The organism is Clostridioides mangenotii TR (assembly GCF_000498755.1).
In the GTDB taxonomy this organism is placed as follows: Bacteria; Bacillota; Clostridia; order Peptostreptococcales; family Peptostreptococcaceae; genus Metaclostridioides; species Metaclostridioides mangenotii_A.
This window is the reverse complement of record NZ_AXUS01000016.1, coordinates 67,369-88,429: the sequence shown is the minus strand read 5'-3', so window position 1 is coordinate 88,429 and position 21,061 is coordinate 67,369. Positions and strand designations below refer to the sequence as shown.

The 21,061-nt window shown below is 31.0% G+C and carries 20 protein-coding genes and 1 other RNA gene; 4 read left to right on the top strand and 17 right to left on the bottom strand.

Annotated elements, in window-relative coordinates; genetic code table 11:
* Positions 1 to 424: 424 nt before the first annotated feature.
* Positions 425 to 907 (top strand): aromatic acid exporter family protein, encoded by a 483-nt coding sequence (locus T473_RS19175; RefSeq protein ID WP_242825907.1) that lies wholly within the window; start codon positions 425 to 427, stop codon positions 905 to 907.
* 2 nt (positions 908 to 909) lie between these two features.
* The gene (locus T473_RS19170) at positions 910 to 1,398 is read left to right on the top strand and encodes a hypothetical protein (RefSeq protein ID WP_330369463.1); all 489 of its coding nucleotides are present in this window, start codon (positions 910 to 912) and stop codon (positions 1,396 to 1,398) included.
* Between the two features lie 789 nt (positions 1,399 to 2,187).
* Here the strand turns inward: T473_RS19170 and T473_RS19790 are convergent.
* Positions 2,188 to 2,640: a LysR family transcriptional regulator substrate-binding protein gene (locus T473_RS19790; protein WP_330369462.1), complete on the bottom strand. Its 453-nt coding sequence runs from the start codon at positions 2,638 to 2,640 to the stop codon at positions 2,188 to 2,190.
* Between the two features lie 41 nt (positions 2,641 to 2,681).
* On the bottom strand, positions 2,682 to 3,092 hold the full coding sequence (locus T473_RS19785) for a LysR family transcriptional regulator (protein WP_330369460.1): 411 nt from the start codon (positions 3,090 to 3,092) through the stop codon (positions 2,682 to 2,684).
* Between the two features lie 118 nt (positions 3,093 to 3,210).
* Here T473_RS19785 and T473_RS0109665 point away from each other — a divergent pair, with 118 nt between their 5' ends.
* Positions 3,211 to 4,401 (top strand): coenzyme F420-0:L-glutamate ligase, encoded by a 1,191-nt coding sequence (locus T473_RS0109665; protein WP_024621719.1) that lies wholly within the window; start codon positions 3,211 to 3,213, stop codon positions 4,399 to 4,401.
* Between the two features lie 154 nt (positions 4,402 to 4,555).
* Here the strand turns inward: T473_RS0109665 and ssrA are convergent.
* Both ssrA and smpB read right to left on the bottom strand, forming a co-directional pair.
* Positions 4,556 to 4,903, bottom strand: a transfer-messenger RNA (tmRNA) gene (ssrA, locus tag T473_RS17755).
* A gap of 87 nt (positions 4,904 to 4,990) precedes the next feature.
* The gene (smpB, locus tag T473_RS0109660) at positions 4,991 to 5,446 is read right to left on the bottom strand and encodes an SsrA-binding protein SmpB (RefSeq protein ID WP_024621718.1); all 456 of its coding nucleotides are present in this window, start codon (positions 5,444 to 5,446) and stop codon (positions 4,991 to 4,993) included.
* A 355-nt stretch (positions 5,447 to 5,801) separates the two neighbouring features.
* Between smpB and T473_RS0109655 the strand changes: the two genes are divergently transcribed.
* The gene (locus T473_RS0109655) at positions 5,802 to 6,662 is read left to right on the top strand and encodes an AIM24 family protein (protein WP_024621717.1); all 861 of its coding nucleotides are present in this window, start codon (positions 5,802 to 5,804) and stop codon (positions 6,660 to 6,662) included.
* A 95-nt stretch (positions 6,663 to 6,757) separates the two neighbouring features.
* Here the strand turns inward: T473_RS0109655 and rnr are convergent, their stop codons facing one another.
* From rnr to rpoN, 13 genes are all read right to left on the bottom strand, one after another.
* Positions 6,758 to 8,902 carry a ribonuclease R gene (rnr, locus tag T473_RS0109650; RefSeq protein ID WP_024621716.1) on the bottom strand — a complete coding sequence of 715 codons (2,145 nt, stop codon included), beginning with the start codon at positions 8,900 to 8,902 and terminating at the stop codon, positions 6,758 to 6,760.
* Between the two features lie 262 nt (positions 8,903 to 9,164).
* Positions 9,165 to 10,076 (bottom strand): DUF4097 family beta strand repeat-containing protein, encoded by a 912-nt coding sequence (locus tag T473_RS0109645; RefSeq protein ID WP_024621715.1) that lies wholly within the window; start codon positions 10,074 to 10,076, stop codon positions 9,165 to 9,167.
* Positions 10,069 to 10,728, bottom strand: coding sequence for a permease prefix domain 1-containing protein (locus T473_RS0109640; protein WP_024621714.1), 660 nt, complete (start codon positions 10,726 to 10,728; stop codon positions 10,069 to 10,071). Before T473_RS0109640 ends, T473_RS0109645 begins: the two co-directional genes overlap by 8 nt.
* A 10-nt stretch (positions 10,729 to 10,738) precedes the next feature.
* A complete protein-coding gene (locus T473_RS0109635) occupies positions 10,739 to 11,062 on the bottom strand; it encodes a PadR family transcriptional regulator (RefSeq protein ID WP_024621713.1) in 324 nt (107 codons plus the stop codon).
* A gap of 261 nt (positions 11,063 to 11,323) precedes the next feature.
* Positions 11,324 to 11,743 carry a hypothetical protein gene (locus T473_RS0109630; RefSeq protein WP_024621712.1) on the bottom strand — a complete coding sequence of 140 codons (420 nt, stop codon included), beginning with the start codon at positions 11,741 to 11,743 and terminating at the stop codon, positions 11,324 to 11,326.
* A 1-nt stretch (position 11,744) separates the two neighbouring features.
* Entirely contained in the window at positions 11,745 to 11,945 is a 201-nt protein-coding gene (locus T473_RS0109625; RefSeq protein WP_024621711.1) for a helix-turn-helix transcriptional regulator, read from the bottom strand.
* Between the two features lie 351 nt (positions 11,946 to 12,296).
* Complete coding sequence (gene secG / locus T473_RS0109620) at positions 12,297 to 12,521, bottom strand: preprotein translocase subunit SecG (protein WP_024621710.1); 225 nt, start codon at positions 12,519 to 12,521, stop codon at positions 12,297 to 12,299.
* 216 nt (positions 12,522 to 12,737) lie between these two features.
* On the bottom strand, positions 12,738 to 14,027 hold the full coding sequence (gene eno / locus T473_RS0109615) for a phosphopyruvate hydratase (RefSeq protein WP_024621709.1): 1,290 nt from the start codon (positions 14,025 to 14,027) through the stop codon (positions 12,738 to 12,740).
* An 81-nt stretch (positions 14,028 to 14,108) separates the two neighbouring features.
* Positions 14,109 to 15,644, bottom strand: coding sequence for a 2,3-bisphosphoglycerate-independent phosphoglycerate mutase (gene gpmI, locus T473_RS0109610; RefSeq protein ID WP_024621708.1), 1,536 nt, complete (start codon positions 15,642 to 15,644; stop codon positions 14,109 to 14,111).
* A gap of 11 nt (positions 15,645 to 15,655) precedes the next feature.
* Positions 15,656 to 16,396 carry a triose-phosphate isomerase gene (gene tpiA / locus T473_RS0109605; RefSeq protein WP_024621707.1) on the bottom strand — a complete coding sequence of 247 codons (741 nt, stop codon included), beginning with the start codon at positions 16,394 to 16,396 and terminating at the stop codon, positions 15,656 to 15,658.
* Positions 16,397 to 16,523: 127 nt separating this feature from the next.
* The gene (locus T473_RS0109600; protein WP_024621706.1) at positions 16,524 to 17,726 is read right to left on the bottom strand and encodes a phosphoglycerate kinase; all 1,203 of its coding nucleotides are present in this window, start codon (positions 17,724 to 17,726) and stop codon (positions 16,524 to 16,526) included.
* A gap of 242 nt (positions 17,727 to 17,968) precedes the next feature.
* Positions 17,969 to 18,991: a type I glyceraldehyde-3-phosphate dehydrogenase gene (gap, locus tag T473_RS0109595; RefSeq protein ID WP_024621705.1), complete on the bottom strand. Its 1,023-nt coding sequence runs from the start codon at positions 18,989 to 18,991 to the stop codon at positions 17,969 to 17,971.
* Between the two features lie 612 nt (positions 18,992 to 19,603).
* Entirely contained in the window at positions 19,604 to 20,959 is a 1,356-nt protein-coding gene (gene rpoN / locus T473_RS0109590; protein ID WP_242825906.1) for an RNA polymerase factor sigma-54, read from the bottom strand.
* Positions 20,960 to 21,061 lie beyond the last annotated feature (102 nt).

Here is a 21,061-nt window from a genome sequence, read left to right as displayed (position 1 = left end):
TTATATATAATGAATAATTATTTAGTCGTTATTTTGGAAATATCTTATATGAAGATTAGTACTAATATATGTTAAAAAATTAATCTAAATATATATTAATCATCTTCGATTTTTTTATTTCTATATCAATATATAAGTTATGATTTTTTAGTAAATATTGCAATGTAGTAGAAATTCATTTTTTAGAAAACATTGATTCCGAATTTGATATATTTTTTAACTCTATACAAGATAACTTATTAAAAACTTAGATTATATAGACAAAAAATAAGTTATTAATTAAACTATAAATACAATACATAAATTTATTTATATATATCTAGATAAGCGTGAAAAATAGTAAGATATAATTAACTCTTTTTCAAAACACATAAGTTTTATGGTAAAATTATCTTTATTACATTTCTCTACAGGAGGTCTAAACTTGAACAAAATTGATGCACTTAAAGTAATAAAATTATCCCTTGGAAGTTCACTTGCTATATTTATTGCTTGGTTGTTAAACTTAGAATACTCAATGGTTGCTGGGGTTATAGTCCTACTTACAGTAAAAAACACTAAAAAAGAAACTCTTAAAGGTGCTATTGGAAAGGTTTATGGTTTTCTCCTATGCACTATATTTTCCTACTTATGTTTTTATATTTTGGGATACCATTTAACTTCATTTTCAATATTTATATTTATAATTATATTTCTTTGTTTCTTGTTAAAAATCCAAGATGTTATTGCTATGTGTGTAGTTATTTCATCCCATTACTTCCTTCAGGGAGAAATATCTGCTACATGGATTTTAAACGAAGTTGGATTATTTGTAATAGGTGCTGGAATAGGAGTCATAATAAATATGTACATTCCAACAAATATACATAAGATCTACGAAGTCCAAAAAAACTACAAGAAGAAGTAAGCATTGTACTTATAGATATCGCAGCTCTTATTTTAAATCCTAAAAAGGAAAATAGTTATTATAAGGATTTACATACATTAAATTCACTTATTGATAGTAGTATTTCTGAATCTTATGCTAATATTAATAATAGTTTATTAAGTGACACTAGATTTTTCTTAGACCATATAGAAATTGTAAAAAGACAACGGGATATCTTAGAAAACTTGTATAGTCATATATCACAATTAAGTTATGCACCACCACAAGCTCATATTATCTCTGCTTTTATACATAAAATAGGTCATACTGCATTTGAAGCAGAAACTGGAAATATACTTCTTGAAGAATTGAATACGCTAATGCTAAATATGAAAAATCAGCCTCTACCTATAAACAGAATGGAGTTTGAGAATAGGGCTATTTTGTTTTCGTGTTTAAATGAATTGAAGCAGTTTTTAATTAACCGTAAATATTCCCAGACAATTAGAGACAATCATTTTTATAAATAACTTTCTTGGATCTTATTTGATATTATACTATACAAACTGAGGGTTTCATTGCAATATATTTGATTTCCATATAGGAAAATTTAGAGATAAGTTTTTAAGTATAAATACTAAATTGAAGGTTTGAGGTGCAATAATATTTTAGTCAGGTAGATAATACCTGATTTCTGATTTTTACTACTTTTCTAAAGCTTAGTTAACACTTCTTACAGTAATCATACCCACGATTTTGTATAAAGTCTATTTTTTATAATAGTTATTTTATTCCTAAGCTATATCCTATGTGATTCTTGATAAGTATTTCATAGATTATTTTCTCAAGATCAGATTTAATTATTCAAGTTTAGAGCTTTACATGGTTATTAAATAGTATCTATATACATGTATTTTCAGATTTTATCTATCAATATTCCTATATCACTCCCCTAGGTACAAATTTTAATGGGGCATTATGATATCAGCATAACCATGGACATTTACACACATGTCATGGGCGATTCTAAACTTGAAGCAGTAGAAAAAATCTCTAGGTGGTCATATGGTGGTCATAAACAATAAAAATGCTAGAGTTTATTTTTTAAACCCTAGCATTTCCAATATATTCATTGTGTTTTATTCAAAATTGGTGGAGACGATTCACGAAAATAATACCCACAATTTTACCTATATATAAATTTTCTACCTAAGTTTACATCCACGTACATGTAATCTCGCTTAATTATTTCATTAAATGGATTATTTTTTTCTCATCGACTCTATCTATCTCAAATTTAAATATAATAAACGCATACTTTATTTAATTTTTAATGAAGGGTTAGCAGAAGATAATATCTCAACAAATTTTATAGAAGCTAATGAAAGTGGAACGCTCTTTAAATAACAAACACCAATGCTTCTACTAGGTATCTCTTCTGAAATATTAACCTCATATAATAATCCCTTTTCTAAATAATCCCCTGAGAACTCCTTTACTACACAAGCAATACCTAAATTTATCTTTGCAAACTCCAATAATAAATCAAAAGATCCAAGTTCAAAATCTGAAGAGATTTTTATCCCCTTGGATAGCATGAACTTTTCTACATACTTTCTTGAATTTGAATTAGGTTCTAGGAATATTAAAGGATATTTTACCAATTCTTCTAATGAAACTTTCTCCGTTGATAAATCCTTATACTTCTCTCCACAAACAAAAATATCTCTAACCTCTCCACAAGGTATTAATTCTAATGAATGATCATCAATTGGAAAATTACAGATTGCAATATTAATTTCTCCTGACTTAATTAAGTCGCAAGTTCTAAGGTAGTACCATTTATAATCTTAAACTTAAGATTAGGATATCTATTATGGAAGAACTCTAAATATGGAAGTAAAAAATACTTAGATATAGTATCTCCTACTCCAATCTTTAACTCTCCCGCAGTTAAATCTTTAAATTCTAATATTTTTTCTTCTCCAGCATTGATTAAATTAATTGCTGAATTTACATATTCAAATAAAAGATTCCCCTCATTAGTTAAGGATACACCCTTAGGTGTTCTATTAAAAAGTCTAATATCTAGTTCTCCTTCTAATTGCATTATCGCTTGGCTTACTGCTGGCTGTGTCATGTAAAGAGCCTTTGATGCCTTTGTAAAGCTTTTACTTTTTCCTACCTGACAAAACACCTTATATAAATCTAATTTAGTAACCATATAAGCACTCCTTATATCATATATTCATTCTATTTATTTTACTTATATCATTTATTGGTGTATATTACAATAGTATTAAATATTTGAAATCAATTTTAAATTGTTAGGAGAGATTATTTTGGAAAGAGTTATTGGTACAGTTGTTAGGGGACTACGTTGTCCAATCATTAAAGAAGGCGATAAAATTGAGGATATAGTTATAGAAAGTGTACTTAAAGCTTCAGAAGTTGAAGGATTTACTATAAATGATAAGGACATAATTACTGTAACCGAATCAGTTGTTGCACGTGCTCAAGGAAATTATGCTTCTATAGATAATATCGCTAAGGATGTTAAATCTAAATTTGGTGATGATACTATTGGTGTAATATTCCCTATCTTAAGTCGTAATCGTTTTGCAATCTGCCTTCGTGGTATAGCAAAGGGAGCTAAAAAAATAGTATTAATGTTAAGCTATCCATCTGATGAAGTTGGAAATCATCTAGTTGATTTAGATATATTAGATGATAAGGGCGTTAATCCTTGGACAGATGTTTTAACAGAGCAAGAATTCCGTAATCTGTTTGGGTATAATAAGCATGCTTTCACAGGTGTTGATTACATTGATTATTATAAATCTTTAATTCAAGAATATGGTGTTGAGTGTGAAGTAATATTCTCAAACAATCCTAAAACTATCTTAAATTATACAAAGAACGTTCTTACTTGTGATATTCATACAAGATTTAGAACTAAGAAAATTTTAAAAACAAATAGTGGAGAAAAGATCTATAGCCTTGATAATATATTATGTGAATCTATTGATGGAAGTGGATTTAACGAAGCTTATGGACTATTAGGTTCAAACAAATCAACAGAAGAAACAGTTAAGCTTTTCCCTCGTAACTGTCAACCTATCGTTGATAATATACAAGCTATTCTTAAAGAGAAGACAGGAAAAGATGTTGAGGTCATGATTTATGGAGATGGAGCTTTCAAGGATCCAGTCGGTAAGATTTGGGAACTTGCTGACCCAGTTGTTTCACCAGCTTATACATCAGGCTTAAATGGTACTCCAAATGAAATAAAATTAAAGTATCTTGCTGATAATAACTTCGCTGATTTAAAGGGTGAAGAGCTTAAGAAGGCAATATCAGATTATATTAAAAATAAGGAATCAGATTTAGTTGGAGCTATGGAATCACAAGGTACTACTCCAAGAAGACTTACTGACCTTATAGGATCATTATCTGACTTAACTTCAGGAAGTGGAGATAAGGGAACCCCTATTATATTCATCCAAGGTTATTTTGATAATTACACAAAGTAATAAATTAAAAAAGTGGCTACCGTTTCAGTAAATTAGAAATCAATTAGTGGTAGCTCCATTTTTAGTTATTCAAATAATCAGCCGTGTAAATAATTTTATAATTAATTTATATCTATAAAGTAAAAATCCACGATATCTCTATCGTGGATTTAAATGGTGGAGACGAGGGGAATCGAACCCCTGTCCGTAAGTCTTTTCCTTGTTGCATCTACGTGTGTAGCCGGCTTAATTAAATCTCGCCTCACATACAAATAAGCGGCAATCTATATATGAGACCAGCCCCGATTAATCTACTTTAGTGTCGAGACACCCACAAAGTAGTTCCCTGCATAATGGCGTCCAGTCTTAGCCGGCAGGAGGGCTAAGAGGGACGAGCAGCATTAGGCTGCTAACGCGTAATTATCGTCTGCGTTTGTTTTAAGTTCCCCAGTTTTTACGTGACCCAGAGTAACACGACACGCAGCCCCAAGTGCCAAACCCACGTCGAAACCTTTACGCCCCCGTGATGGTTTATAGTCTTAGAGACTTCTTATTACTTTTGCAAACAATCTTTACTTTTTTGTTCCTTTATAAATTATCTAATTTTTAATTAGTATTTACCTGTCATTTCTCTTTCCATACGTCTTTCTGCATCTTTCTTTGCCATATCTTGACGTTTATCGTATAACTTCTTACCTTTTGCTAGTGCTATCTCTACTTTTACTTTACCATTTTTTAGATATAATCTAAGCGGTATTAGTGAGTATCCTTTGATTGTTGTTGCGCCAATTAGTTTTCTTATTTCTGATTTGTGAAGAAGTAGTTTTCTTACTCTTAAAGGATCTACATTAAATACATTTCCTTGCTCGTATTGACTTATATGAACTTGTTTTAAAAATACTTCACTGTTATCTACAGACGCATAACCGTCGCTTAAGTTTGCTTTACCTTGTCTCAAAGATTTTACTTCTGTGCCTTTAAGCTCAATTCCACATTCGTAAGTCTCATCTATAAAATATTCATGTCTCGCTTTTCTGTTTGTAGCTAAAACTTTTATGCCTGCCATATAAATCACCTTCTTCACTGTTTAATACTAGTAAATATAGATTCAAAATACTATACCTACGATAATCTATGATATCATAATTGATAACTATAGTCAATATGCCCACAACTAGTAGTATCTTCATATTAAGGATTTTTGATTCAATTTTTATATATTTTCTTGAATTTTTAGATATAAATTAATGATTATAAGTATACATTTTTACAAAAAAATTGTAAAATAGACATAAGATGAAAAATTTCACCTTTAGGACTTGCAAATACTGCATTTCTAGAATTTATGAAATTATTTCTAATAATGAAGATTTAGCTACATATAAAAATAATACTGGCTAGTTACAGGGAGGAAATTGAAAATGGATTTAAGTAAAAAAGTAAGGGTATTAGAAAGTTATTCTGATGGAAGAAGTGAATTTGAGATATTAGAATACGATAAATTAGAAGGGGCAACTGATCCACTTATGGCAATGGCGCTTCACTTTTCAAAAGAAGCTGGTCTTAAGGGTAGACAAGTAAAAATAAAGCTAAACAACTCTAGTATAAAAACTGAATCAGGCGCTTTATACTACTATAAAGGTCAAATATCATCAGATGCTAAAATCGGAGGAGTTGGGGGATTCTTCAAAAAGAGCATTTCTGGTGCGTTAACTAACGAGTCTGCTATGAAGCCTCAATATACAGGTACTGGTGAAGTATATCTAGAACCATCATTCAAACACTATATGGTTATGGAATTAGACAATGACTCATTAATAGTAGATAAGGGAACTTTCTATTGTTGTTCTGATACTATAGAAGTTAGAACTTTCGCGCAAAAAAACGTATCATCTGCACTTCTAGGTGGAGAAGGTATATTCCAAATAGAATTAAAAGGAAGTGGAACGGTTATTCTTGAGCTTTACGTTCCTAAAAATGAAATCATAGCTTATGAAATAAAACGTGGTGAAGAGCTAAAGGTAGATGGTAACTTCGCACTTGCTAGAACTTCTGGTGTTAACTTTGCTGTTACTAAATCAGATAAATCACTAGTTGGATCTATGTTAAATGGAGAAGGTCTTTTAAATACATTTACTGGAGAAGGAACTGTATGGTTAGCTCCAACTCAACCAATGTACCAATCTTTATCTTTTGGATTTATGCCAGGAAATAAATCAATGAATAATTCAGCAACAAATGCTAAAAACATTTTCGGCGGTTTAGGAAGCTTAATAGACTAAGTTTTAAATTTTAAACTAAAAACCAAGATGACAGCTTAGGCTAACATCTTGGTTTTTTAATTTATTTCACATTAATTTAATTATTAATTTAAAAACTAATCTATTTTTTCCTCTTCTTTTTTAACAATAGAAAAATCAATCTCTCTCAAATCTACATTGACTTTATCAACTTTTATTCTAAGTGGATCGCCTATTTTGTAAACTCTCTTAGTATGCTCTCCGATTACACAGTAGTTTTTCTCGTCAAATATATAGAAATCATCGTCCATATCAGCTAATCTGACCAATCCTTCTATTGTATTTTCTAACTCTACAAATATTCCAAATGAAGTTACTCCTGAAATATTTCCGTCAAATTCTTCGCCAACTTTGTCATTCATATACATAGCTTTATAGAAATCATGTACATCTCTCTCTGCTAACTCTGCTTTTCTTTCTTGTTCCGAAGACTGAGTAGAAGCATACTCTACTATTGTAGTAAGCTGCGTTTGTCTTTTTTCATTTATCTTATTATTTAATGACTCTTTTATAATTCTGTGAATTTGTAAGTCTGGATATCTTCTAATTGGAGAAGTAAAATGTGAATAAAACTTAGCTGCAAGTCCAAAGTGACCATGGCATTCTGGAGAATACTTAGCCTGTCTAAATGAACGCAACATTATTGAACTTACGGCTCTCTCTTCTTTTTTGCCTTTTATTTGCTCAACCACTGCTTGCAATGCTTTTGGATGAACTTCTTCTAAGTCACCTTTTATATGGTATCCAAATGCGGAAATAAAATTATTTAAATTTTCCATCTTCTCTTGAGACGGGTTTTCGTGAATTCTATATACAAAAGGAAGATTCATCCAATAGTAATGCTCTGCTATTGTTTCATTACTTATTAGCATAAACTCTTCTATTATCTTATTAGAAATCCTTCTCTCATAATCTTTAATATCTGCTACTTTTCCTTCACTATCTAAGATTATTTTTGCTTCAGGGAAGTCGAAGTCTATCGATCCTCTTCTCTTTCTCTTTTCCATCAAAATTCTTGCAAGCTCTTCAGATATTTTAAACTCATCTACTAGATTTTCAAAAGTCTTTTTAAGCTTTTCATCATCTTTTTCTAGAATATCTGATACTTCAGTGTAAGTCATTCTAGCTTTTGAATTTACAACACTTTCAAGTATATCATGCTTGACAACATTTCCTTTTTTATCAATTTCCATAATTATAGAAAGTGTAAGCTTGTCTTCAAAAGGATTCAAACTGCATACTCCATTTGACAATACCCTCGGCAACATCGGTATAACTTTATCTACTAGATATACTGAAGTGGCTCTTTTTAAAGCTTCTTTATCCAATTTACTTTTTTCCTTAACATAGTGAGTTACATCGGCAATGTGAACGCCTAGTTTGTAGTTTCCATTTTCTAATCTCTCAATAGAAACTGCATCATCTAAATCTTTTGCATCTTCACCATCTATTGTAAAAATCTTTAAATCTCTTAAATCGCTTCTTCTGCTAATTTCTTCTTTTGGAATTTCCACTGCAACTGATTCTGCTTCAAAAACTACTTTTTTAGGAAATTCTTCTGGTAGACCGTGTTCTCTAATTATTGAGTCTATTTCAACTCCACGATCACCTTTATGCCCTAGGATCTCAATAATCTTTCCTTCTGGTTTTTTTCCTTCTTCTGGCCACACTGTAATTTTACATACTACTTTGTCTTGTGCTCTAGCTCCACTAAAAAATCTCTTAGGTACATATATATCCTTGTTGAACTTCTTGTTGTCAGGGACTACAAATCCAAACGCTTTACTTGGCTCAAATACTCCAACAACAGTATCTACCTCTCTTTTTACTATCTTTACAATTTTTCCTTCTGCTCTTTTATCATCGTGTGCTGGAACTACTACTTCAGCGATTACTTTATCATTGTGCATAGCACCATTTACATCGCCAGCTGGAATAAACAGATCCTGTTCATTTTCTCCATCTGATTCTACAAATCCGAATCCCTTTTTATGTGAAATAAATTTACCAACAAAATTACCAACACTCTCTGGTGTAACTATTTTTTCTTTTTTAGTAATATTTATATGGCCCTCTTCTTCTAATTCACTTATAAAATTATAGAATAGAGGCATCTCTGATGAATGTATGTCAAATATAGTAGCTAATTCTTCTTTTCTTAGCGGCTGATATGATTCTTCATTTATCAAACCTAACAGGTTCTTTCTAATTTCTGGTGTCATCTTGACCTCCTTACATTTATTTGCGCTTCTACCATTATACACCAATTGAAGTATATTGGTAAAATCATATTGTAGTTCTAATTATTATATTAGTATGCTCAAATTTATTTATATTAATTTACAAATGTAATTAATTTATAGACAAAGTTATCTATAAACGAAATTTTCGAAAAAAATACATTATAAAAGCGATATTAAATACGATGTACAATATAGAATTTACTCTAACTGTATAACGTGCTTAATATCGCCTTCTTAAACTTTACTCTTCACTTAAATAATTTAGTTTTATTTTGCCGACATCACTTCTAACTTTAATAGTCTTTCCGCTATCTCCAAAGATATTTTTATCTACGTTGCTAATTACCTTTCCAACGTCACTTTTAGCATCTAACATAAACTTCTGGCTTTTTTCAATGTTTATGATTATCTTTCCTACATCTGTTGAAACATCTATATCTCCATCAATTCTCTTTAAGTTGCATATTACATCCCCTACTTCTGAATGAACACTTCCTTTACCAAGAATACTCTCTAAAACTACCTTCCCTACATCAGACTGTATTTTATAATCATCGGCTTCAGCTCTACTTAGTTTTATATCGCCAACATCACTTGTAACTTCTAATTTTTTAGTATTGATAGCTCTTTCTACTAAAATCTTGCCGACATCGCTTTCTAAAGTTATTTCATTTAGATCCAAGTCGCTCTTTACATATAAATCCCCGACATCTGTTTGTAATTTAAACTTCTCTTTATATTCTTTTGGTAGATATATCTCCACAACTTTTTTATCAGTTGACCAAAATATGCCGAATCCTGTAAATCTCTTTTTTGGTTCAACATAACTAAGTTCATTTCCCTGTTTTGATATATTTAGTATCCTATCATTTTTAAGTTTTTTATCCGATCTCTCTATTACTTTTATTTTATTACCATCAGTAGTTTTTAGTATTATTTCACTTACATCCATTTCAAAATTTATTTTTTCAATTCCATCTAAGTTCTCTTCTCTGACAATCTTGTTTTTATATGCCCAACTTGGATTATTTCCACTTTTACCAAACCAATTCGAGCCTCCGTTAAATTTTAGACCTGTTATTAAAATTCCAGTCATAACTACTATAAGTAATATCAACGATATTATCCTTATTTTCGTAAATTTTCTAAACATAATCTTTTTCCTCTTTCAATTCGATAAATGCACTTATAATTTGATCAACTGCATAACCTATTATAAATACAACCCAAGTAACGTACCAAGCATTAGTCAAAAAACTTATTATAAAGTACGCTGATATTACTATTGCCCATACAGCAGATGAAGTCGCCTTTCTAACTCTATTCTTTTGATATCTTACTGTTTTCTTTTCTTTTATTTCTTCAACTATAGATTCATCTTCTCTATCGTATTTTTTTATTTTTGACATATTGTTATACACTAACATTCCCGTTGCAATAGCTACAATAACAAAAAATATTACTATGGCAAATTCTTCTACCCAGCCAAAGGCATCACTTAGAATAATTCCAACTGGGCTTAGTATATAAAGCATTACTGATATGGCAGTAATCTTAGCAGATTTCTTTCTTTCCTCTGCTTCTTTATCGTTGTATAAATTATAATCAAATATAAGATTCTCCACATTACCTATATTCCCTACAACTGACGTATATGCTTCATTTTTATCAATTCCCGCATCAATTAAATCATTATATCTATCTATTGAATTCGCAAGTATCTCCTCTTTTAGTTCTCTAGTTCTTCCATTTGATGGTGCTTTTTCAAACAATCCATCTACATATATTTCAATCTCTCTTCTCATAATATCCCCCCTATTTAATCAAGTTATCGATCAATTTTTTAGCTACTGACCAATCTTTTTTATTTTGTTCATACACTACAGACCCCAACTTTGTAATTCTGTAGTATCTTCTTCTAGCCCCTTGGTTTTCATTTCCCCAGTAAGATTCAATCATGCCACCTTGCTCCAATCTTCTAAATGCTGAATACAATGTGGCTTCCTTTAATTCATACTCGTTATCTGTTTTTTCTTTTATTGATTTATTTATCTCATAACCGTAGCTATCTTTTTCTATTAGTCTAGCTAAAATTATTGTTTCTGTATTTCCTCTAATTAAATCAGATGTAATAGACACATTATCTCGCCTCCTTGTCTTTAATCAGCTTATCTTATATTCACTATTATAATTATACATACCTCGCCTGTCAATGTATCTTTTAAAATTATATATAATATTTAATAAGCTATGTCTATTCATATAGGATCTTATAGTTTTTTTGTGATTTTATGGACTTATTAATTTAAAAATAAATAGCTATCTACTAACCTATTAAATCGTTAAGAGACAGCTATTTGTTTTAAATGTTGTATTATCTAATTAAATATTACTAAATGCCTAATTTTTCTTATTCATATCATTGCAGACTATCATCCATACAACCAACTTTGCAATAACCAATACCGAAAATAATAAAGATATCTCTCTTTTTCCTAAGAGCATTGATATTATAACTATAAAACATTCTATATACACAAAAATAGAGTAAACTTTTGAGTTGGTTTTTTCTCTAATAATTACATTTCTTTTATCTTTTTTATTTATTTCAACTTCTTCAACTTTTGAAGGATTTCTCAACATTCTTATACTACCTATTGTGCCTACAATACCAGCTGATAATAATCCACAACCCAAACCAAATAAAGAACTCTCTGTGTAGCCATCTGGAAATTTCAATACTATGCCCCTAACGATTAAAATCACTCCTACCACTAGCAATATAAGCGACATTAACAGATTTATTTTTACAGATTTCATACTATTCCTCCTCATCAAATATAAAAACTTCTTCTATGATACAATCAAAAATAACAGCTATTTTATACGCTAACATAATCGATGGATTGTACTTGCCTCTCTCAAGAGATATAATCGTTTGCCTAGATACACTACACATCTTCCCTAGCTCTTCTTGAGTAATATTTTTCTCTTTTCTCAACTTAAGAATATTATTTTTCATTTTAATTCCCTTCCAAACGTTAAGTTATCTTTACAATTATTGTATGCTCTAGTACAATTATATATCAACCTTACTTTACATATTGAAAGGTTCTTTTATATACAGATTATAGAGATAAAACCGTAGAAACAACAAAACTATGTAATTAAAATCATATATATAGAATTAAACGTAAAACTGCGTGATTAAAATCATAATTAAACTTAATACTGTGTAATTAAAATATACTTATAAAATTAAACATAAAAAAAGCTGGAATCATTTGATCCCAGCTTTTCATTTTAACTCAAAAATTAAATTTAATCTTTAAATCACTTATTTATCAAAATAATGGCCAATTAAATTGATATACTACTTATCTAATATAAGTAATACTAAAGCGTTTATAAAAAATAGCACTGCTGATATTTTCGTTATTTTACCAAGAAATGCTTGCTTTCCTTTTGGCTTGAAATACGTTTGATTACCATCTCCACCAAATTGTGAAGGTAAAGCACTCTTTGTATCTTGAGGCATTATACTTAAAATCATTACGATTCCTAATACAATTTGTAATCCCATTAAAAAATTATTCAAGTTCACTTTTTATCCTCCTGTTCACACGTTACTTAAAATCACTACTCTCAAGTTTATCATAATAACTTCTTTTATTCAAGTAATGTCTATAGTTATACGAAACCCTTGAATGAGTCTCAGTATACCTATAGACATAGTTTATTTATTTTGCTTTATCTATTATGATTTTTTAGTTAAATGAGTAATCGATTAAATTTTTACGTATCCATAAATCAATTATCTTAAGTTGTAGAATGAGTCTAAACCACAGTATCTAGCTGGCTCACCTATTATCTCTTCGATTCTTAATAATTGGTTGTACTTAGCGACTCTATCAGTTCTTGAAGGAGCTCCAGTTTTTATTTGACCAGCGTTTGTAGCAACTGCAAGGTCAGCTATTGTAGTATCTTCAGTTTCTCCTGATCTATGAGAAATAACTGCTGTGTATCCTGCTCTTTTAGCCATTTCTATAGCATCTAAAGTCTCTGTTATTGTACCTATTTGGTTTACTTTTATAAGGATTGAGTTAGCTACGCCTGATTTGATTCCTCTTTCTAATCTTTCAGTGTTTGTAACGAATAAATCGTCTCCAACTAATTGAATCTTATCTCCTAATTTTTCAGTAAGTAATTTCCATCCATCCCAATCTTCTTCGTCTAATCCATCTTCTATTGTAACTATTGGGAAGTTTTTAGCCCATTCTTCGTATAATTCAACCATTTCAGCTGCAGTAAGCTCTTTGTTTTCTCCAGCTAATATATATTTTTTAGTTTCTGCGTTGTATAATTCTGTAGCAGCAACATCAAGACCTAACATAACGTCTTTACCTGGAACGTATCCAGCTTTTCCTATAGCTTCTACAATTAATTCTAAAGCTTCTTGGTTTGAATCAAGGTTTGGAGCAAATCCACCCTCATCACCAACACCGCATGCTAATCCTTTTTCGCCTAAGACTTTTTTAAGAGCGTGGAAAACTTCAGCTCCCATTCTTAAACCTTCTTTGAAGCTTTCAGCACCAACTGGTAGTATCATAAACTCTTGTACATCTACGTTGTTATCAGCATGCTCTCCACCGTTTAATATATTCATCATAGGAACTGGTAATTGCTTGGCATTTACTCCACCTAAGTATTGGAATAATGGAAGACCTATTTCTTCAGCAGCTGCTCTTGCAACAGCCATAGAAACACCTAGTATTGCATTTGCTCCTAAGTTTGCTTTGTTATCTGTTCCATCTAACTCTATCATAATCGCATCTATCATTGGTTGATCAAATGCGTCCATTCCTTCTAATTCTGGAGCTATTATTTCATTAACATTGTTTACAGCTTTCTCTACACCTTTTCCTAGGTATCTAGAACTGTCTCCATCTCTAAGTTCTACAGCTTCAAAAGCTCCTGTAGAAGCTCCTGATGGAACTATAGCACTACCTGTGTCTCCACTCTCTAATACTACCTCAACCTCTACAGTTGGGTTTCCTCTTGAGTCTAATACTTCTCTTGCATATACTAAATCTATCGCTGACATTTTGTTTCTCCCTTCACATCAATAAAATTTATTTAAAATTAAAAATCACATCAATCTATACTGTCATTATATTATAATGCCTTACTTTTTGAAAGAAATAAGGCTATGACCATCCATCTCTTTAGGTGCACCAAGATCCATAATATCCAAAACTGTAGGTGCAATATCAGAAAGCCTTCCATCATCTAGAAGATCCGCATTCTTGTATTTGTCACCAGCTAATATAAACGGAACTTCATTAGTAGAATGCGATGTCACTACTTTTCCAGTTTCGTGATCTATCATGTACTCAGCATTTCCGTGATCAGCTGTAATTATTGCATCGCCACCTAAACTAATTATTTTATCTACTATAGATCCGACACATCCATCAACTGTTTCTACAGCCTTTACAGTAGCTTCTATGCTACCTGTATGACCTACCATATCTGGATTTGCAAAGTTTACTACAATAAAATCAAACTTATCTTCATCGATCTTATTTAATGTATTTTCTAAAAGTTCTGAAGCAGACATCCCTGGTTGTAAATCGTATGTTGCAACCTTTGGAGATGGCACCAACATTCTCTCTTCACCTAAATTTGGCTCTTCAACTCCTCCGTTGAAAAAGAATGTTACATGTGCGTATTTTTCTGTTTCAGCAGCTCTAAGTTGAGTTTTTCCATTATTTGATAAATACTCACCTAAAGTGTTTTCTAATGATTGAGGTTTAAATGCAATATAAACATTTTCAATAGTAGCATCGTACTCAGTTAGGCAAACAAAATGAGTATTTATATTTTCTCTATCAAAATCTCCGAAATTTTTATCAACAATAGCTCTAGTCATCTGTCTAGCTCTATCTGGTCTAAAATTGAAGAATATAATGCTATCCCCATCTTTTATTTTCCCTACAGCTTCTCCATTTTTTTGTACAACTGTAGGCAATATAAACTCATCGTTTTTACCTTGTTCATACGAATTATTTACGGCTTCTTCAGCAGATGCAGCAGTTTCTCCCATACCATATACCATAGCATCGTATGAAAGTTTAATTCTGTCCCATCTCTTATCTCTGTCCATAGCATAGTATCTACCCGATACAGTTGCAAATTCACCTAGATCCACATCTTTTAATGTAGATTCTATTTCCTTTACATACTCTACAGCACTTTGACGATCAGTATCTCTACCGTCTGTAAAAGCGTGGATATATAGTCTATCTACACCTCTTTTTTTAGCCATTAAAATAAGTGCTTCAACGTGCTCTATATGGGAGTGCACTCCTCCATCTGAAAGAAGTCCCATTATATGAAGCGCGTGTCCCTTAGCTTTATCCATTGCTTCAGACAAAACATCATTTGTAAAAAAGTCTCCATCTTTTATCGACTTAGTTATTCTAGTTAAATCTTGATATACAATTCTACCTGCACCGATATTTGTATGCCCGACCTCAGAATTTCCCATTTGAAGGTATGGTAGACCTACATCAAGACCACTAGCTTTTATAAGAGTACTAGGATACTCTTTTGATAATCTGCATAGATTTGGAGTCTGCGCCTCAGCTATTGCATTTCCTTCGGCATTTTCACTATAACCAAAACCATCCATAATAATTAAAGCAACTGGTTTTTTCATTGTTTCACTCCTTAAAAGTTGACAAGTTCTAAATAGTCTTTAGAAGCTAAACTTGCTCCTCCAACTAATGCTCCATCTATATCACTTTGTCCCATTATTTCTTTTACATTAGAAGGTTTTACACTTCCGCCGTACTGTATTCTAAGTTCTTGACTTAAATCTCCGTATAAACTTTTTATAACTTCTCTTATGTAAGAAATTACGTCGTTAGCTTGCTCTGCTGTAGCAGTTTTTCCTGTCCCTATAGCCCATATTGGCTCATAAGCAACTACTACTTTTGATAAATCCGAGTCTTTGACTTCTTTTAAAGCTTCTTTGACTTGAACTTCAACTACTTTTTTAGTGTTGTCAGATTCTCTTTGCTCTAGAGTTTCTCCAACACACACTATTGGATTTATTCCCGTTTCTAAAGCTTTTAAAACCTTTTTGTTAACTGTCTCATCAGTTTCGTTGAAGTATTGTCTTCTCTCAGAATGCCCAATAACAACGTAATCTATGTTTAATTCTTTTAACATTAGAGGCGAAACCTCTCCTGTAAAAGCTCCATTATCTTCAAAGTGCATATTCTGTGCAGCAATTTTTATGTCAGTTCCCTTAGTCGATTCTTTTAAATCTTTTAAAAGAGTAAAAGGTGCACATATTACCGCATCAACTTCAGCATTAGTTTTCCCTTTAATATCTGAAACAAATTCTAATGCTTCTTTTATAGTTTTGTTCATTTTCCAGTTCCCAGCAATTATAGGTTTTCTCATGTATTCAAATCTCCTTATAAATAAGTTTATTCTTACTAACGTATCTTTTTTATATTTTTGTATATTTTTTTAAATATAAACAAACTATCTTCTATTTTTATATAAACTTTCCTATTTTTATATAACCTTACTTATCGTCTAAAGATACTATACCTGGAAGATCTTTACCTTCTAAGAACTCAAGAGAAGCTCCACCACCTGTAGATACATGAGTCATCTTATCTCCAAATCCAAGTAGGTTAACAGCGGCTGCACTGTCTCCACCGCCGATTATAGTTGTGGCATCTTTTAGGTTAGCCATGGCTTTTGCAACTTCTAGTGTACCTGTAGCAAAGTTTGCAAATTCAAAAACTCCCATTGGACCATTCCAAACTACAGTTTTAGATTTATTTATAGCATCTACGAAGATATCCACAGATTTAGGGCCTATATCTAATCCCATATATCCATCTTTTATGTTTGCATCCTCAGTAACTATTGGCTTTGCATCTTCTGCAAATTTTTCTGCCATTACTACATCTGTTGGAAGTAGAAGGTTTACTCCCTTTTCCTTAGCCTTCGCTATCATCTCTTTTGCGTATTCTATTTTATCTTCTTCTAGTAAAGAAGTTCCTACTTCATATCCCTGTGCTTTTAAGAATGTATACGCCATCCCTCCGCCGATGATTAGGTTATCCACTTTATCAAGTAAATTGTTAATAACTGCAAGCTTATCTGAAACTTTCGCTCCACCTAATATCGCTGTAAAAGGTTTTACAGGATTTGCAACTGAATCTCCTAAAAATTTAAGCTCTTTTTGAATTAAATACCCACAAGCTCTTTCTTCTAAAAATTCTCCCGCACCTACCGTTGAGCAGTGAGCTCTATGAGCAGTTCCAAAAGCATCGTTTACATATATCTCTGCAAGTGACGCTAATTCTTTTGAGAAGTTTTCTAAGTTTTTAGTTTCTTCTGCTCTATATCTAGTGTTTTCAATAAGGACTATATCTCCGTCTTTCATTTGGTCTACCGCAGCTTTAGCATTTTCTCCTACTACATTGTCATCTGCAGCAAATACTACTTCTTTGCTTAACATTTCCGATAGCTTTTTAGCTACAGGTGCTAGAGATAGTTCTTTTTTAGCTTCCCCTTTTGGTTTCCCTAAATGAGAACACAATATAACCTTTGCATCTCTTGATACAAGGTTCTCTATTGTAGGCATAGCACCTCTTAATCTATTGTCGTCTGTAATTTGTCCGTCTTTAAGTGGTACATTAAAATCACATCTTACTAATACTTTCTTCCCGCTAACTTCTATATCTTCTATATTTTTTTTGTTCAGCATTGACATAGTTAACTCTCCTCTTAAGTAAAGAAATTTATCTTACATTAATAGACATTAATGTATACTTTTATAATATTTAATATATCATATTATTGGTTATTTATGAATAGTATGTCACAATTATTTATGTAAATTCTTTAGTTTTTATAAAATTTTGCAAAAAAGTCCATACCCATGCTAATACATAGATGTGGACTTTATTTAATGTTATATTAAGGTAATCAATTTACCAAATATAGGTAACCGGTTTAGTAGGGATTTTCTTGCTTAACAAATCCTCCAACCAATACCAATAATCTTATTAACTGAGCTGTATAAGACATCTCATTGTCGTACCAAGCTACAACTTTTACAAGTTGCTCACCGTTAACATCGATTACTTTCGTCTGAGTTGCATCGAAAAGAGATCCATAGTAAATTCCAATTACATCTGATGATACCAACATCTCATAATTATATCCAAATGAATCATTTTCCGCTTTTTTCATAGCTTTGTTTATTTCTTCTACGCTTACTTTCTTATCTAAACTACAAACTAACTCTGTAATAGATCCAGTAGGAACTGGAACCCTTTGAGCAGATCCATCAAGTTTACCTTCTAATTCTGGTATTACTTTTCCTATAGCTTTAGCTGCACCTGTACTGTTTGGAACTATATTATTTGCCGCCGATCTGGCTCTTCTAAAATCACCTTTTGGGTGAGGCGCATCCAGTGTGTTTTGATCATTAGTGTATGCGTGTATTGTAGTCATAAGACCTTTTTGTATTCCATAATTGTCGTTTAACACTTTTGCCATCGGTGCAAGGCAGTTAGTAGTACATGAGGCAGCTGAGATTATGGTTTCAGATCCATCTAATGTTTTGTGATTTGTATTGTATACAATCATCTTTATATCATCTGAACCGGGAGCTGAAATAATTACCCTTTTTGCTCCTGCTTTTAAATGTTCTTCTGCTTTTTCTTTAGATGAAAATAATCCAGTACATTCCAACACTACTTCTGTACCTAACTCAAGCCATGGTATATCTGCTGGATTTTTTTCAGAAGTAACTTTTACTTCTTTGCCATTTACTACTATATTGTTGTCTTTTATTTCTATTTTATGATTTAGTCTTCGTTGGGTTGTGTCGTATTTAAGTAAATATACAAGCATCTCTACATCAGTTAAATCATTGATGCCGACTATTTCAAATGCTTCTGGTTGCTCAATCATTAATCTAAATGCCAATCTCCCAATTCTACCAAATCCATTAATTCCAACTCTTAACATAAGTTTACCTCCTGTAGTAAATAATATTTTTAATATAATCATCAATTATATTTAAAAGTCTTATAGAAAATTTTAGTTATAATAACTACTATTCAGGTATTAAGGAAGTCTTTTATTGCTTCTTGTAAAATCTATATTCTCCATATCGTATAGTATTGTCCAGAAAAATTTAATTATATATAAAATGAAAATAAAAGTTTAATCTATGCTATCAATACAAATTTATTTTTAAATTTTTCATATAAATATATACTTATTTTTTCAGAATATATTTATACTTATTGTTTTATATGTAACTTTTTATATTGTTTGTTTGATTGTTTTAGAATATTTTTATATTTTTTTATAAAATAAATTTATTGTAAACATACTATATCGATTATATTTTACAAGATTAGACAGTCATCCTTCTCTTTATCTTATCATAAAAGTTGTCGTTTTTTTTAATTATTTTCTGCTGCAAATTTATTGTTAGTTTGTGATTATTTCAATGTTTTTTTATGATTTTTAGACGATCTTTTTCGCCTTCATCATAGTTCTTTTCCGCTTACTCTTGTTACTTTTTGTCGTTTTTTATGTTCATGTTTGATTGTATTTGTTCTTTTAGATTTTTTAATATTTTTTTCTTCTGCTCGATGATAGTATTCCCAACTCTTCTCGGTATTTAGCTACTGTTCTTCTAGCTATATTTATACCTTTTTCTTTAAGAATTTTTGAAATATGATCATCACTTAGAGGTTTTCTTTTATTTTCGCCTTCTATTATTTCTTCTATCATCTTTTTTATACTGATGCTGGAAGCCTTTTCATCGCTCTCTGTATCTATAGCACTGCTGAAGAAATATCTAAATTCATAAAGTCCATATGGAGTTAGCATGTATTTTCCGTTTACACCTCTACTGATCGTAGATTCGTGAAAACCTAATCTTTCAGCTATATCCTTCATCTTTAGTGGTTTTATATATTTTGTACCCTTTTCTAAAAACTCTCTTTGAGCACTCAGAGTCTCTTCAGCTATTCTAAGTATAGTAGTCTTTCTGTTTTCTATGTTTTTAATTAGATCTGTAGCTGAGTTAAGTCTCTCTTTTATAAAGCTCTTTGCATTTTCATCAGAACTGGAATTGCTCAATATCTCTTTATAATAGCTGTTTATTCTTATTTTATAAGAATCTTTTTCGTTGGTGTGAACTACAAAATCCCCATCTATTTTTTCTACAAATACATCGGGCTGAATATATACGCTTTTTTCGGAAGATTTTGCCCTTCCTGGCCTTGGATCAAATGATTTAATGATATCCATCAACTCTACACATTTTTGCAATGTAATGTTGTATTTTTTGCTTATTTGTTTGTATTTATTGTTAGCAAGCAAAACCAAATCGTTTTTTACAATTTCTCTTAATATCTTATTATTTATATTTAAGTTGTCCATTTGAATCAATAGACATTCGGATAAATCTCTTGCACCGACACCAACAGGCTCTAGTTGTTGTACAATTTCAAGACATTCATTAAATTGTTCTTCTGTAATTTTTAGTATGTTTATTATATCTATCTCATTTGATCTTAGGTAACCGTCTTCATCAAGGCTATCTATTATATACTCACATATCTTTTTTTGTTTTTCAGAAATATTGTATAAGCTTATTTGAAACTTTAAATCCTCGTACAAATTTGAAGAATATCTAATTAAATTTTCTAAATCCACTTCGTTATCCGGATTGTAGCTAGATTCTGTTCTATATGTTGATCTAGAGTACTCCATATCTTTTACATACTGTTCCCAGTTTATTTCACTCTTTGTCTCTACTTCAATTAAAGGGTTGTTTTCCGATTCCTTTTTTATCTCTTCATCTAGCTCTAGCTTGCTCATGTTTAAAATAGTCAATGATTGTTTTATCTGAGTTGTCAAAATCAACTTCTGTGACTGGCTCAATTCTAATCTATTATTAAGGCCCAACTTCGTCACCCCACTTTTATTATAATATAAATAAAAAACCCTTCTTTATAATTACATTCTAACATTTTAGACATGTATTATGCAAAAGGGTTTTTATATATAAACAATTTT